This window comes from Variovorax frigidus (assembly GCF_051216515.1).
Taxonomy (GTDB): Bacteria; Pseudomonadota; Gammaproteobacteria; order Burkholderiales; family Burkholderiaceae_C; genus Variovorax.
Genome location: NZ_JBPJZF010000001.1, coordinates 1,043,021 through 1,056,755, shown reverse-complemented (window position 1 = coordinate 1,056,755; position 13,735 = coordinate 1,043,021). Strand labels below are relative to the sequence as shown.

General features: G+C 66.9%; 15 protein-coding genes. 5 read left to right on the top strand and 10 right to left on the bottom strand.

The genetic code is table 11. From position 1 onward, the window contains the following. The first annotated feature begins 45 nt into the window (after window positions 1–45). The 3 genes from ACSFBC_RS04965 (at window position 46) to ACSFBC_RS04955 (ending at window position 1,765) form a co-directional block, all read left to right on the top strand. Window positions 46–840, top strand: coding sequence for an enoyl-CoA hydratase/isomerase family protein (locus tag ACSFBC_RS04965; RefSeq protein WP_435509186.1), 795 nt, complete (start codon window positions 46–48; stop codon window positions 838–840). Continuing rightward, on the top strand, window positions 837–1,280 hold the full coding sequence (locus ACSFBC_RS04960) for a MaoC family dehydratase (RefSeq protein WP_435509185.1): 444 nt from the start codon (window positions 837–839) through the stop codon (window positions 1,278–1,280). Before ACSFBC_RS04965 ends, ACSFBC_RS04960 begins: the two co-directional genes overlap by 4 nt. 62 nt (window positions 1,281–1,342) lie before the next feature. After that, window positions 1,343–1,765 carry a hotdog fold thioesterase gene (locus ACSFBC_RS04955; protein WP_435509184.1) on the top strand — a complete coding sequence of 141 codons (423 nt, stop codon included), beginning with the start codon at window positions 1,343–1,345 and terminating at the stop codon, window positions 1,763–1,765. A 7-nt stretch (window positions 1,766–1,772) separates the two neighbouring features. Here the strand turns inward: ACSFBC_RS04955 and ACSFBC_RS04950 are convergent, their stop codons facing one another. The 6 genes from ACSFBC_RS04950 to frmR all read right to left on the bottom strand — a co-directional run bounded on the left by ACSFBC_RS04950 (window position 1,773) and on the right by frmR (window position 5,995). After that, window positions 1,773–2,591 (bottom strand): ParB N-terminal domain-containing protein, encoded by an 819-nt coding sequence (locus tag ACSFBC_RS04950; protein ID WP_435509183.1) that lies wholly within the window; start codon window positions 2,589–2,591, stop codon window positions 1,773–1,775. Window positions 2,592–2,671: 80 nt separating this feature from the next. Continuing rightward, window positions 2,672–3,304: a 3'-5' exonuclease gene (locus ACSFBC_RS04945; RefSeq protein WP_435509182.1), complete on the bottom strand. Its 633-nt coding sequence runs from the start codon at window positions 3,302–3,304 to the stop codon at window positions 2,672–2,674. Then, the gene (locus tag ACSFBC_RS04940; RefSeq protein ID WP_435509181.1) at window positions 3,301–3,684 is read right to left on the bottom strand and encodes a TfoX/Sxy family protein; all 384 of its coding nucleotides are present in this window, start codon (window positions 3,682–3,684) and stop codon (window positions 3,301–3,303) included. Before ACSFBC_RS04940 ends, ACSFBC_RS04945 begins: the two co-directional genes overlap by 4 nt. Before the next feature lie 10 nt (window positions 3,685–3,694). Further along, the gene (gene fghA / locus ACSFBC_RS04935) at window positions 3,695–4,552 is read right to left on the bottom strand and encodes an S-formylglutathione hydrolase (RefSeq protein ID WP_435509180.1); all 858 of its coding nucleotides are present in this window, start codon (window positions 4,550–4,552) and stop codon (window positions 3,695–3,697) included. A 10-nt stretch (window positions 4,553–4,562) separates the two neighbouring features. After that, a complete protein-coding gene (locus ACSFBC_RS04930) occupies window positions 4,563–5,672 on the bottom strand; it encodes an S-(hydroxymethyl)glutathione dehydrogenase/class III alcohol dehydrogenase (protein ID WP_435509179.1) in 1,110 nt (369 codons plus the stop codon). 47 nt (window positions 5,673–5,719) lie between these two features. Next, window positions 5,720–5,995: a formaldehyde-responsive transcriptional repressor FrmR gene (gene frmR, locus ACSFBC_RS04925; RefSeq protein ID WP_435509178.1), complete on the bottom strand. Its 276-nt coding sequence runs from the start codon at window positions 5,993–5,995 to the stop codon at window positions 5,720–5,722. A 92-nt stretch (window positions 5,996–6,087) separates the two neighbouring features. Here frmR and aroQ point away from each other — a divergent pair, with 92 nt between their 5' ends. Then, window positions 6,088–6,528 carry a type II 3-dehydroquinate dehydratase gene (gene aroQ / locus ACSFBC_RS04920; RefSeq protein WP_435509268.1) on the top strand — a complete coding sequence of 147 codons (441 nt, stop codon included), beginning with the start codon at window positions 6,088–6,090 and terminating at the stop codon, window positions 6,526–6,528. Continuing rightward, complete coding sequence (locus ACSFBC_RS04915) at window positions 6,528–7,169, top strand: DNA-3-methyladenine glycosylase I (protein WP_435509177.1); 642 nt, start codon at window positions 6,528–6,530, stop codon at window positions 7,167–7,169. The genes aroQ and ACSFBC_RS04915 overlap by 1 nt, the downstream gene beginning before the upstream one ends. Here ACSFBC_RS04915 and ACSFBC_RS04910 read toward each other — a convergent pair. The 4 genes from ACSFBC_RS04910 to ACSFBC_RS04895 form a co-directional block, all read right to left on the bottom strand. After that, window positions 7,160–8,545, bottom strand: coding sequence for a HipA domain-containing protein (locus ACSFBC_RS04910; protein WP_435509176.1), 1,386 nt, complete (start codon window positions 8,543–8,545; stop codon window positions 7,160–7,162). The genes ACSFBC_RS04915 and ACSFBC_RS04910 overlap by 10 nt on opposite strands. 148 nt (window positions 8,546–8,693) lie before the next feature. Continuing rightward, window positions 8,694–10,226 carry a SpoVR family protein gene (locus ACSFBC_RS04905; protein ID WP_435509175.1) on the bottom strand — a complete coding sequence of 511 codons (1,533 nt, stop codon included), beginning with the start codon at window positions 10,224–10,226 and terminating at the stop codon, window positions 8,694–8,696. Next, on the bottom strand, window positions 10,223–11,515 hold the full coding sequence (locus ACSFBC_RS04900; protein WP_435509174.1) for a YeaH/YhbH family protein: 1,293 nt from the start codon (window positions 11,513–11,515) through the stop codon (window positions 10,223–10,225). The genes ACSFBC_RS04905 and ACSFBC_RS04900 overlap by 4 nt, the downstream gene beginning before the upstream one ends. A gap of 43 nt (window positions 11,516–11,558) precedes the next feature. Beyond that, window positions 11,559–13,481 (bottom strand): PrkA family serine protein kinase, encoded by a 1,923-nt coding sequence (locus ACSFBC_RS04895; protein ID WP_435509173.1) that lies wholly within the window; start codon window positions 13,479–13,481, stop codon window positions 11,559–11,561. Window positions 13,482–13,735: the final 254 nt, after the last annotated feature.

Sequence of the window (13,735 nt, the reverse complement as noted above, 5' to 3'; positions counted from 1 at the left end):
GATGACAAAAGAAGAAAGGATCTTCCCGTGACGGACTTTCGAACGATGAACGTGGACACCGACGACTTCCGCGTGCTGCTGGGCGACGACGGCGTGGCCGAGATCGTGCTCGGCGCGCCCGGCGTCATGCCGACCACCGGCGTGCGGGGCCATGCGGCACTCGGCACGGTCTGGCCGCGCCTGGCGGTCGAGCCCGGCGTGCGCAGCGTGCTGGTGCGCAGCGAGGGCAAGGGCTTCTGCGCCGGCGGCCACGTCGAGCTGGTCGCGCAGATGCTGGGCAGCGAAGCCGAACGCATGCGCGTGATGCGCGAGGCCCGGCAGATCGTGCAGGGCATGGTCGACTGCGACCTGCCCATCGTCTCGGCCATTCACGGCGCGGCGGTGGGGGCGGGTGCCGCGCTGGCGCTGCTGGCCGATGTCTCGGTGGCGGCGCGCAGCGCCAAGATCATCGACGGCCACACCAAGATCGGCGTCGCGGCCGGCGACCATGCGGCCATCGTCTGGCCCTTGCTGTGCGGCATGGCCAAGGCCAAGTACCACCTGCTGACCTGCGCGCCGCTGAGCGGCGAGGAGGCAGAGCGCATCGGGCTGGTCAGCCTTTCGGTGCCCGACGACGAACTGCAGGCGCGTGCGCGCCAGATCGCGCTGGAGCTCGCGGCCGGCAGCCCGTCGGCGCTGGCTTTCACCAAGCGCACGCTCAACCACTGGCTGCGCGCGGCCTGGCCGGCCTTCGAGCATTCGCTGGCACTCGAGATGATCGGCTTTGCCGGCAGCGATGCGCGCGAGGGCCTGGCGGCATTGAACGAGCGGCGTGCACCGCGCTTCGGCATTGCGCCGTGAAGTTCGCCGACTTCCATGTGGGGCAGGTCATCGAGGCCGGTCCCTACGCATTGAGCGAAGCCGAGCTGCTCCAGTTCGCGCGCGCCTACGACCCGCAGTGGTTCCACACCGACGCGGCGGCCGCGAACGGTGGGCCCTTCGGCGGACTGATCGCCAGCGGCTGGCACACCTGCGCCATCGCCATGCGGCTCGTCGCGGACGCCGCGCTGGCCGGATCCGAGTCCTTCGCCTCGCCCGGCCTGCAGTACGTCAAGTGGCCGCAGCCCGTGCGTCCCGGCGATGTGCTGCGCCTGCGGGCGGAGGTGATAGGCGTGCGCGTCTCCGAGCGGCGACCATCGCTGGGCATCCTCGACTGGCAATGGAAGCTGTTCAATCAGCGCGAACTCTGCGTGCTCGACCTGCAGGCGACCAGCCTGTTCCAGTTGCGCGAGAATCGATGAGATGCGATGGTCGTTCGGCCACGCGCTGACCGATGGCGACAGACCTATAACGGAGACAGGCCATGCGAATTTGGCAGAAGGACGTGACGCTGGCGCTGCTCAACGGCAGCCATGGACAGACCGCGGTCGAGCGGCTGGGCATCGAGTTCCTGGAGGTGGGCGACGACTTCATTCGCGCGCGGGCGCCCGTGGACGCGCGCACGATGTCCCAAGCGGGCACGTTGGATTCCGGCGTGGCGGTGGTGCTGGCCGAGACGCTGGGCTCCTGCGGCGCGCACTACGCGACACCGGACGACCGGCGCGCGGTCGGCTTGAGCATCAGCGCCCACCACTTCAAGCGCCCGTCGACGGGCTGGATCACCGGCGTGACACGCCCGCTGCAGAACGAGGACGGCGCCCAGGCCTGGACCATCGAGATCCGGGACGACGACGGCGAACTGGTCTGCACCTCGCAGATCGTGATGGCCGTGCTCGGCCCCCGTTAGGCGCGCTCTAGTTCGACTGCAGCAAGGCGATCTCGCGGCGCAGCGCCTCGTTCTCGCGCGTGAGTTCGGCCACGCGGGCGCGCAGCGTCGTGAGTTCGTCGTCGGCAGCGCTGTGGCGCTCGGCCGCTTCGCCCGCGTCCGCCGAGGCCGCGTCCTCGCGCGGCTTGCGCTTGTTGGCTTCGCGAACGCGCTTGGCGGCCTGCTTGAGCTCGTCCTTGCCGCCGATGGCGGCGGCGGTCTGCTCTTCGGCCGGCAGGCTGGCCACGGCGGCGGCGGCATTGAGCGTGATGGTGCCGGACTTGAGCGCGGCCACGACTTCGGGCGCGGCCTGTTTCTGGATCTTCTCGATCATCACCACTTGGCTGTTGCTCAGACGCGCGGCCTTGGCGATGGCCTCGCGGCTGTCCAGCGGCGCGGGCGGCGGGGTGTCGTCGACGTCGAAGGGCGGGCCTTCATCGACCTCGTTCCCGGTCGGCGCGCTCGGTGCGGCCGCGCGGGCGCGGCGTTCGGCCACGATCTCGCGCTTGCGCAGCGCGAGCACGCCGCGCTGGAAGTCCGAGACGCTGCGGCGGCCCAGGTGCTGGTCGATCATCCAGAGATGCACGTCCTCGATCGTGCGGAAGCGCGGGTTCTGCACCGTCTGGAAGGGCAGGTCGTGCTTCTGGCAGATGCCGTAGCGGTTGTGGCCGTCGACCAGCACGTTGCCCCACAGCACCAGCGCGTCGCGGCAGCCTTCGGCCAGCATGCTGCGTTCGAGCGATTCGTGTTCCTCCGGCGTCAGCGGGTCGATATAGGCTTTGAGTTCTTCGTTGACGACGATGTCCATGGGCGCGGGATCCGGGAAATGAGCAGAAGGGGCGGCATTGTAGAGAGCCTCGCCGCGCCCCGTCGTTTTCGGGAGACGCCTCAGCTCGACAACGGCATCGGTGTGAGCCGGCTGGCCTCGAGTCCCAGCGCGTCCATCACGCGCATCGCCGCGTAGGCGTCGTTGGCGGCATAGCAGACCTGGCCTTCGCTCAGATGCCGGGCGGCCCAGTTCGAGGTGGTTTGCTTGCGCGACTTGACGAAGCGCTGGCCGAACACCAGCGCCACCGCGGTCTTCACGCCCACCGAGTTGCGGTAGCCGCGACGCTTGAACACGGTGTCGAGGTCGACCACGGCCTGCGGATCGATGCCCAGCGTGTGGCGGATCTGGGTGCGGTCGCCGGCCAGGCCGAAGCCGACCTTGGTGAGCGCGCTCGAGGCCAGCAGGCTGGCCGCGGCCGCGCGGCAGACCGGGTCGTGCAGCTGGAACACCCAGGCCCGGTCGAGCGAGGCGAACTGCACCGTGTGCGGGCCGGTCGAGACCTCGTTCTTCAGAAAGGTCGGCTTGGATTCGGTGTCGAAGCCCACCACCCGCAGCGCGCCCAGCGCGGCCAGTGCCTGCTCGGCCTGCAGCGCGGTCGCGACCACGTCGATGTCACGCATCTCCAGGCCGGCGAAGGGTTCGAGCAGGGCGATCTCGTCGCGTGTGGGCAGGGGCGGCGGAGCGGTGTTCATGGTGCTTTCTTTGTTTTCTTCGCAGGGTGCTTGCGTGGCTTGGCAGGTTTGGGAGCGCCGGAGCGCAGCGCCGCTTCCCAGGCCCGTCGGCCCCACAGGGTGGCGAGCTCGGCGTCGTCGAACAGGTCGGCCGGGGCCTCGCGGTAAGACAGCCGGGTCGGCTGCCCTTGGCGCATGTAGCTGAAGTGTGGCAGCTGCAGCGCATCGAAATGCGCGGCGCTTTCGGCGTCGGCCTTGAGGTAGAGCACGTCGCCCGCGACCAGCCCGATCATTCGCCCGTCGTGGAACACGCCGTGGCCGCCGAACATGCGGCGCGTCTGGATGCGCCCCAGGCCCTGGAAGACCTCGTGCAGGCTGTCGATGAAGGCGGCGGAAGCCATCGGACGCTGCTCAACGTGCGAGTTGCGCGGCGTGATGCCGCAGGTGGTCGGCCATGAAGCTCTGGATGAAGTAGTAGCCGTGGTCGTAGCCCGCGTGGCGGCGCAGCGTGAGCGGCTGGCCGATGTGCGCGCAGGCGGCTTCGAACAGCTGCGGGTGCAGTTGCTCGGCCAGGAATTTGTCGGACAGGCCCTGATCGATCAGGATGCCCGCGGGGTAGGGCGCGACCGGCTGGTTGTCCATCAGCACGGTGGCATCGTGTTCGAGCCAGGCCGAGCGGTCGGCGCCGAGGTAGCCGCCGAAGGCCTTCTCGCCCCAGGGGCAGCGCGTGGGTGCGCAGATCGGAGCGAAGGCCGAGAGCGACTTGAACAGGCCCGGGTGCCGCAGCGCCAAGGTGAGCGCACCGTGCCCGCCCATCGAATGGCCGGACAGGCCCACGCGCTGCAGGTCGATGCCGCACTGCGCGCCCAGCAAGGGCAACAGCTCGCCGATCAGGTAGCTCTCCATGCGCCAGTGCGTGGCCCAAGGAGCCTGCGTCGCGTCGAGGTAGAAGCCGGCGCCGACACCGAAGTCCCAGGCCTCGGCCTCGCCCGGCACGTTGGCGCCGCGCGGGCTGGTGTCGGGCGCGACCAGGGCGATGCCGAGCTCGGCCGCGAGCCGCTGCGCGCCGGCCTTGGCCATGAAGGTCTCCTCGTTGCAGGTGAGGCCCGCGAGGTAGACCAGTGCCGGCACCGGACCGTCTGCGGCCTGCGGCGGCAGGAAGATCGAGAAGCGCATCGGCAGGCCGATCTCGCGCGAGGCATGTTCGTGGAAGCGCTGCGTGCCGCCAAAGCAGGCGTGCTCGGACAGGGTCTTCAGGGTGTCGGTCATCGCGGGCCGATCAGTAGTGGACCACCGAGCGGATCGACTTGCCCTCGTGCATCAGGTCGAAGGCCTCGTTGATGCCCGACAGCGGCATGGTGTGGGTGACGAAGGGCGCGAGCTGGATGTCGCCCTTCATCGCATCCTCGACCATGCCCGGCAATTGCGAGCGGCCCTTGACGCCGCCGAAGGCCGTGCCCAGCCAGCGCCGGCCGGTCACCAGCTGGAACGGCCGGGTGGAGATCTCCTGGCCCGCGCCGGCCACGCCGATGATCACCGACTGGCCCCAGCCGCGGTGCGCGCACTCGAGCGCGGCGCGCATCACGTTGACGTTGCCGATGCATTCGAAGGAATGGTCGACGCCCCAGGTCGTCATGTCGACGATCACCTGCTGAACCGGCTTCTCGTGGTCCTTGGGGTTCACGCAATCGGTGGCGCCGAAGGTGCGGGCCAGATCGAATTTCGAAGGATTGGTGTCGATGGCGATGATGCGCCCGGCCTTGGCCAGCTTGGCGCCCTGGATCACCGCCAGGCCGATGCCGCCGAGGCCGAACACCGCGACCGAGTCGCCTTCCTGCACCTTGGCGGTGTTCTTCACCGCGCCCAGGCCGGTGGTCACGCCGCAGCCCAGCAGGCAGACCTGCTCGGGGTTGGCGTCGGGGTTGATCTTGGCCAGCGAGACCTCGGCCACCACCGTGTATTCGCTGAAGGTGGAGCAGCCCATGTAGTGGTAGATCGGCTGGCCGTTGTAGCTGAAGCGCGTGGTGCCGTCGGGCATCACACCCTTGCCCTGCGTGGCGCGCACGGCCACGCAGAGGTTGGTCTTGCCGCTCTTGCAGAACAGGCACTCGCCGCATTCGGCGGTGTAGAGCGGGATCACGTGATCGCCGGGCTTGACGCTGGTCACGCCTTCGCCGACCTCGACCACGATGCCTGCGCCTTCATGGCCCAGCACCGCGGGGAACAGGCCTTCGGGGTCGTCGCCGCTGAGCGTGAAGGCGTCGGTGTGGCAGATGCCGGTGTGGGTGATCTTCACCAGCACCTCGCCCTTCTGCGGCGGAGCGACGTCAATCTCGACGATCTGGAGGGGCTGTCCGGCAGCGAAGGCGACGGCGGCACGGGATTTCATGGCAAGGACTCCTGAAGATGAAGGGATGTGGGGGGACGAGAGGGCGCTCAGCGGAGGTAGGTGCGCACCAGCGTGGTCATGTCGTGCACCCGCTGCGCATGGCGCGGGTCGGCGTCGGAGGGCGGACCGAACTCCTCGCGGATGTGCGATTCGAGCACCTCGGACATCAGCCCGTTGACGGCGCCCCGGATCGCCGCGAGCTGCTGCAGCACGCTGCCGCATTCGGCGCCGGCTTCCAGCGCCCGTTCGAGCGCGTCGGCCTGGCCGCGGATGCGACGCACGCGCAGCACGGCCTTTTTCTTCTCGTCGGGTGAATGGGGCATGGCCAGAGTTTATACCCCCCGGGAGTATCGTTCGTGACGATGCGCACCGCGTGTGGCCTAAGATGCCGGGCCGCAGCAGCCAGACCTTCCAGATGAAGACCATCCTCGTTCTCAACGGCCCCAACCTCAACCTGCTCGGCACGCGCGAACCCGCGCAGTACGGCCACGACACCCTGCCCGACGTCGAGCGCCTGTGCGCCGAGGCCGGCACCAGGCTCGGCGTGGCGATCGAATGCCGCCAGACCAACCACGAGGGCACGCTGGTCGATTGGCTGCACGAAGCCGGACGCGAAGTCGCCGCGGGGCGCATGCTCGGCGTGGTGCTCAACGCCGGTGCCTACACCCACACCTCGGTCGCGCTGCACGACGCCATCAAGGGCGCGAGCGTGCCGGTGATCGAGCTGCACATCTCCAACGTGCATGCGCGCGAGGCCTTCCGCCACCATTCCTTCATCTCGCCGGCGGCGCGCGGCATCATCGTCGGGCTGGGCGTCAAGGGCTATGCGCTGGCGATCGAGGCGCTGACCCAGTGATGAGCCTGCCCGAAGGGCTGTTCGCCGACGACGAGGGTGCGGTGCGCTGCCGCTGGTGCGAGGCCACGCCCGCCTACCGGCACTACCACGACCACGAATGGGGCTTCCCGGTCACCGACGACCGGCGGCTGTTCGAGAAGCTGTGCCTCGAGGGCTTCCAGGCCGGCCTGAGCTGGCTCACGATCCTCAACAAGCGCGAGAACTTCCGCAAGGCCTTCGCCAACTTCGAGGCCGAGCAATTGGTGCGCTTCGGCGAGGCCGACGTGGCGCGCCTGCTGACCGACGCTGGCATTGTGCGGCACCGCGGCAAGATCGAGTCGACACTGAACAACGCACGCCACGTGCTCGAACTGCGCGAGGAATTCGGCTCGCTGGCCGCCTATGCCTGGGGCTACGAACCGGCGCCGTCGACGCGGCCGAAGAAGATGACGTTGGCGGTATTGCGCACCTTCACCACCTCGGCCGAATCGATCGCGATGTCGAAGGACCTGAAGAAGCGCGGCTGGAGCTTCGTCGGGCCCACCACCGTCTACGCCTTCATGCAGGCGATGGGCCTGGTCAACGACCACATCGAAGGCTGCGGCGCGCGCGACAAGGCGCTGCAGGCACGGCGTGCGTTGAAGCCGCCGTGTCAGGCCTGACGCCGGCTGCGGTCCGCTGGCAGCAAGGGCGCAACGAAGGCCTGGGCCGCGGCGAGGTTCTTCGCCGCCAATTCCTTGAAGGCCGCAGAAACCGGCGCCTCCCGCCCGCCACGTCGCACGGCCAGCCAGAAACGACTGGCCGCATCGGCCGCAAGGGTCCATACCTCGGGCTTGGCGCCAATGGTGCCGAGCTTGGGCGTGATCGGCGTGAGGTCCGGGTCCACGCCGCCACCGATGGACGCATAGCGCATCGGCAGGATGTCGTAGGCCGGCGCGATGCCCTCGTATTCACCATCCTCGCGCAGGAGGAAGGAGATGTTCTCGAAGTGCCGGTCGCCATTGCCGATCAGCTCGCTGAAGGCGGCCATGACATCGATGCGTTGCGCGCCCTCGGCCGACAGGTAGCGGGCCTGCACGCAACGTGCGGCGAACTCCGACCAGGTGTCGCGCGCGCCGAAGAACTCGTCGTCGATGGAACTGCACGACAGCATGCCGATGCGTCCATGGCGCCCCGTCCGGTCGAAGCGCTGGACCTCCAGGAAAACGTAGCCGCCTGACGCCGACAACCGGGTAGGGGCCGCCGGCACGCCGACGTCCGCCAGCGAGCGAAGCGCGAGATGCTCGAGCGGAAGCAGTTCGGCCATGCGGCTTCCTCGCTTGGCGAACTTCACGATCACATGGCCCGCGTCTTCGGTGAGGCTGAGGAACTTCGGTTGCTCACCACCGGCGCTCGAGCCGTAGGCCGCATCCTTGAGTTGATTCGCCATGGCCACGTAGTGCGCCAGCTTGCCCGCAGACGGTGTCGGCGGGAGTTGGCGAAAGTCCATCTCCCTTTGCAGGCAAGCGTCGCCATAGACCAGGTTGCCCGCCAGATTCAGGCCACGGGTGAAGAGGTAGGCGATGCGGTGGTCGTCGCTCCAGTCCTTCAGGCTTTCGGGGAACTGCATCTCCGCAGCCGCCTCGCGTGCGACCTGGCGTCCGAGGAAGCCGGAGGGGGACGAAAAGGCCATGTAGGGCGGGAGCCCGCCGTACAAGGTCGTCTGGGTCGAACGCCGCTCCAGCGTCGCGCCGCCGCTGAGAAATTTGATCTTCGCAAAGGGCTCCATGGCCCCTGTGTCCGAAATCCGGTAAATGCTCTGCCGTGGGTTGAGGCCTCCCGGAAGCTTGCGTAAGAGGCCGTACTTGGGCGTCCGGTCGCCGGAAATCCGGAACGAGGTCAAGGAATCCGGGAACGCGCGAATAGTTCGCGACAAGGTTGGCTGGCTGATGGCCATGGCCGTCGCCAGTTCCTGCGCCGAGCGGGGTTCATGGCGCAGCAGCCGTTCCAGCGCCTGGAGACGCTGTGCGTTGTCTGTTGTGCCCGTGTCCGAAGTCATGGTTGGATCGAATCTACCGAATAGACCGTGAATAGTTCAATGAACTATACAGTGCATACTCGGCTGGAGATTTTCCAGGGCTGACTGCACGGTGAGGCCGCGACTGCATGCCGCGATGACGAACCTGATCAGTGGCTTGCCCGGTGAATCACCGGCTGCGCGCCGCCGCCGCCGTCTCGCGCAGCGTGACGCGTCCTTGCGCGTCCACGCTTTCCAGCCGCACGTCGAAGCCCCAGAGCCGCGCCACGTGCTTGAGCACCTCGGGCGTACCCTCGTGCAGCGGCAGGCCGTTGCGCTGCACATGGCGCAGCGTGAGCGAGCGGTCGCCGCGCAGGTCGACGTTCCAGACCTGGATGTCGGGTTCGCGGCTGCCGATGTCGTACTGCCGCGAGAGCGATTCGCGCAGCGCCTGGTAGCCGCTGTCGTCGTGGATCGCGGAGATCTCGAGTTCCGATTCGGCGGCATGGTCGCGCACCGCGAACAGCCGGAAGTCGCGCATGGTCTTGGGGCTCAGGAACTGGCCGACGAAGCTCTCGTCCTTGTAGTTGCGCATCGCATGGTCGAGCGTCGTGACCCAGTCGGTGCCGGCGTAGTCGGGGAACCAGCGCCGGTCTTCCTCGGTCGGCTTCTCGCAGATGCGGCGCAGCTCGGTGAACATCGCGAAGCCCAGCGCATAGGGGTTGAGGCCGCTGTAGGCGCGATGGCCCACGGGCGGCTGGTAGACCACGCTGGTGTGGGAGCGCAGCCACTCGATCATGAAACCGTCGGCGAGCCGGCCCTTGTCGTACATCGTGTTGAGCAGCGTGTAGTGCCAGAAGGTGGCCCAGCCCTCGTTCATCACCTGCGTCTGGCGCTGCGGATAGAAGTACTGCGCGACCTTTCGCACGATGCGCACCACCTCGCGCTGCCAGGGTTCGAGCAGCGCGGCGTTCTTCTCGATGAAGTACAGCAGGTTCTCCTGCGGCTCGGCCGGGAAGCGGCGCGCGGCGTCGACGTCGGTCGCGGCCTCGGCGCGGCGCGGCAGGGTGCGCCAGAGGTCGTTGACCTGCTGCTGCAGGTGGTGCTCGCGTTCGGCACGCTGGCTGATCTCCTGCGCGAGCGAGCGCTTCTGCGGCCGGCGGTAGCGGTCGACGCCGTAGTTCATCAGCGCGTGGCAGGAGTCGAGCAGTTCTTCCACCGCGTCGATGCCATGGCGCTCCTCGCACTCGGTGATGTAGTTCCGCGCATAGACCAGGTAGTCGATGATCGACGACGCATCGGTCCACATCCGGAACAGGTAGTTGCCCTTGAAGAAGCTGTTGTGGCCGTAGGCCGCATGCGCGATCACCAGCGCCTGCATCGCCATCGTGTTCTCTTCCATGAGGTACGCGATGCACGGATCGGAGTTGATCACGATCTCGTAGGCCAGCCCCATGTGGCCGCGGCGGTAGTTCTTCTCGGTCGCGATGAATTGCTTGCCGTAGGACCAGTGGCGGTAGATCACCGGCATGCCGACGCTGGCGTAGGCGTCCATCATCTGCTCGGCGGTGATGATCTCCAGCTGAATCGGGTAGGTGTCGAGCTTGAAGGATTCGGCGGTGCGCCGGATTTCCTGGTGGTAGGTTTCGATCAGCTCGAAGGTCCAGTCCGACGGGCTGGGCAATACGGCCTTGGCGCCCGGCGGGTGCAGAAGGTCGGTCATGCGGACACTCCTTCCTTCTTGAACAGGTCCCGGAACACGGGGTAGATGTCCTGCGCGCTCGCGACCTTGCGCATCGCGAAGTTGGGGCGGATGCCCACCAGCTGCGAATACTCCTGCCAGAGGTTCTGCTCGGCATCGGCCACCTGCACGTAGGCGTAGTAGCGCGACATCGGCAGGATCGATTCGTCGAGGAGCTGGCGGCAGCGCCCGCTGTCCTGGTGCCAGTTGTCGCCGTCGCTGGCCTGCGCGCCGTAGATGTTCCACTCGGCGCTGGAGTAGCGCGACTTGATGATCTCGTCCATCAGCACCAGCACGCTCGACACCACGGTGCCGCCGGTCTCGGTGGCGTGGAAGAACTCTTCCTCGCTCACTTCCTGCGCCTGCGTGTGGTGGCGCAGGAAGACCAGGTCGATCTTCTCGTAGTGCCGCGTGAGGAACAGGTAGAGCAGCATGAAGAAGCGCTTGGACATGTCTTTGCGCGCCTCGTCCATCGAGCCCGACACGTCCATCAGGCAGAACATCACGGCCTTGGCGCTGGGCACCGGCACGCGCACGCGGTTGCGGTAGCGCAGGTCGATGGGGTCGATGTAGGGCACGTGCCTGGCGGTGCGGCGCAGCTCGGCGATCGCTTCCTCGAGCGCACGGATGCGCTCGAGCGCCGACGGCAGTTCCGAGCCCGGCTCGAGCTTGAGCCGCAGCAGCTCGGCCTCCATGCGGTGCAGCTCGATCCGGCTCTCGCCGCCGAGCGCGATGCGCCGCGCCAGCGCGCCGCGCATCGAGCGCACCACGTGCAGGCTGCTCGGGTTGCCGTCGCTCTTGAAGCCGGCGCGGTGGCTCTTCCACTCGGGCACCTCGGTGAGCTGCGTGCGCACCAGGTGGGGCAGGGCGAGGTCCTCGAAGAAGACCTGCATGAACTCTTCCCGCGTCAGGCTGAAGACGAAATCGTCCTCGCCTTCGCCGCCGTCACCGGCCTCGCCGTTGCCCTGGCCGCCGCCCCCGCCGCCGGGCGGCCGGGCGATGCGGTCGCCCTTGAGGTATTCCTGGTTGCCCGGGTGCACGTGCTCGCGGTTGCCGCCGGCCCCGTGCCCGAACACCGGCTCGGACACGTCGCGCTTGGGCAGCGTGATGTCCTCGCCGCGCTCGAGGTCGCGGATGTTGCGGCCACTGATCGCGCGCCGCACCGCGTCGCGGATCTGGCCCCGGTAGCGCCGGAGAAAGCGCTCGCGATTGCCGATCGACTTGTTCTTGCCGGACAACCGCCGATCGATGATCTGTTGCAGCATGGCCAAGGTGTCAAACCTCCGCGCCGGAGCGCAGCGTGGGACGAGGAACTCAGGAACTCTTGCGGACGCGCAGGTACCACTCGCACAGCAGGCGAACCTGCTTGGACGTGTAGCCCTTCTCGACCATGCGAGCGACGAAGTCCTGGTGCTTCTTCTGTTCGTCGGCGCTGCTCTTGGCGTTGAAGCTGATGACCGGCAGCAGCTCCTCGGTGTTGGAGAACATCTTCTTCTCGATCACCGTGCGCAGCTTCTCGTAGCTGGTCCAGGCCGGGTTGCGACCCGCATTGCCGGCCCGCGCGCGCAGCACGAAGTTGACGATCTCGTTGCGGAAGTCCTTGGGGTTCGAGATGCCCGCGGGCTTCTCGATCTTCTCCAGTTCGCCGTTGAGCGAGACCCGGTCGAACACCTCGCCGGTGTCGACATCGCGGTACTCCTGGTCCTGGATCCAGTAGTCGGCGTAGGTCACGTAGCGGTCGAAAATGTTCTGGCCGTACTCGCTGTAGCTCTCGAGGTAGGCGGTCTGGATCTCCTTGCCGATGAACTCCGCATAGCGCGCCGCCAGATGCTCCTTGATGTACGCCAGGTACTTCTGTTCGGTCTCCGGCGGGAACTGCTCGCGCTCGATCTGCTGCTCGAGCACGTACATCAGGTGCACCGGGTTGGCCGCGACCTCGCTGCTGTCGAAGTTGAAGACCTTGGAGATGATCTTGAACGCGAAGCGCGTGGAGACGCCGCTCATGCCCTCGTCGACGCCCGCGTAGTCGCGGTACTCCTGCAGCGACTTGGCCTTTGGGTCGGTGTCCTTGAGGCTGTCGCCGTCGTAGACCAGCGACTTGCTGAAGATGCTCGAGTTCTCCGGCTCCTTGAGCCGCGTGAGCACCGAGAACTGCGCCATCATGCGCAAGGTGCCGGGCGCGCAGGGCGCGGCGGCCAGCGAGGAGGTGCGCACCAGCTTCTCGTAGATCTTGATCTCTTCCGAGACGCGCAGGCAGTAGGGCACCTTGACGATGTAGATGCGGTCGAGGAAGGCCTCGTTGTTCTTGTTGTTGCGGAAGGCCTTCCACTCGCTCTCGTTGCTGTGGGCCAGCACGATGCCGTCGAAGGGGATGGCGCCGAAGCCTTCGGTGCCCTTGAAGTTGCTTTCCTGCGTGGCGGTCAGCAGCGGATGCAGCACCTTGATCGGCGCCTTGAACATCTCGACGAACTCCAGCAGGCCCTGGTTCGCGAGGCACAGGCCGCCCGAGTACGAATACGCGTCGGGGTCGTCCTGCGCATAGGTCTCGAGCTTGCGGATGTCGATCTTGCCGACCAGCGAGGAGATGTCCTGGTTGTTCTCGTCGCCGGGTTCGGTCTTGGCCACGGCGATCTGGCGCAGGACCGACGGGTAGCGCTTGACCACCTGGAACTTGCGGATGTCGCCGCCGTATTCTTCGAGCCGCTTGACGGCCCAGGGCGAGAGAATGCGCTGCAGATAGCGGCGCGGAATGCCGAATTCCTTTTCGAGGATTTCACCGTCTTCGGCCAGATCGAACAGGCCCAGTGGCGATTCGTTCACCGGCGATCCCTTGATCGCATAGAAGGGCACCTGCTCCATCAATTGCTTGAGCCGCTCGGCGATGGAACTCTTGCCGCCACCGACCGGGCCCAGCAGGTAGAGGATCTGTTTCTTTTCTTCGAGGCCCTGCGCGGCGTGCCGGAAGTAGGACACCACCTGTTCGATGGCGTCCTCCATGCCGTAGAACTCCTTGAACGCCGGGTAGAGCTTGATCACCTTGTTGGCGAAGATGCGCGAGAGCCTGGGGTCGTTGCGTGTGTCGACGAGTTCGGGCGCGCCGATGGCTTGGAGCATGCGCTCGGCGGCGGTGGCGTAGGCCACCGGTTCGCGCTTGCAGAGGTCGAGGTACTCCTGCAGCGAGAGGACCTCTTCTCGCGTGCGGTCGTAGCGGGCGGCAAAGTTGCTGATCACATCCATGGACACACCTCCATCGAGTCAAAGAGGCCGAAGCCCCGGATCTGCAGCAGCCCACGCATCGCAACACTCGCCTTCAGGTGCTTGGCGCTGGGCTGCATGCCCTGCAAAAAACTCCCTATTCCAACTGCTGATTCAGCATAAAGCAAAGAACGCTTCTGCGAGTGCCTATTCGTTCTGAACAACAGCGCATCTTTTAAGTTCCTACTGATGCATGAACGATTCAACACGCCCACGCGTGGACATACGCGTCAACC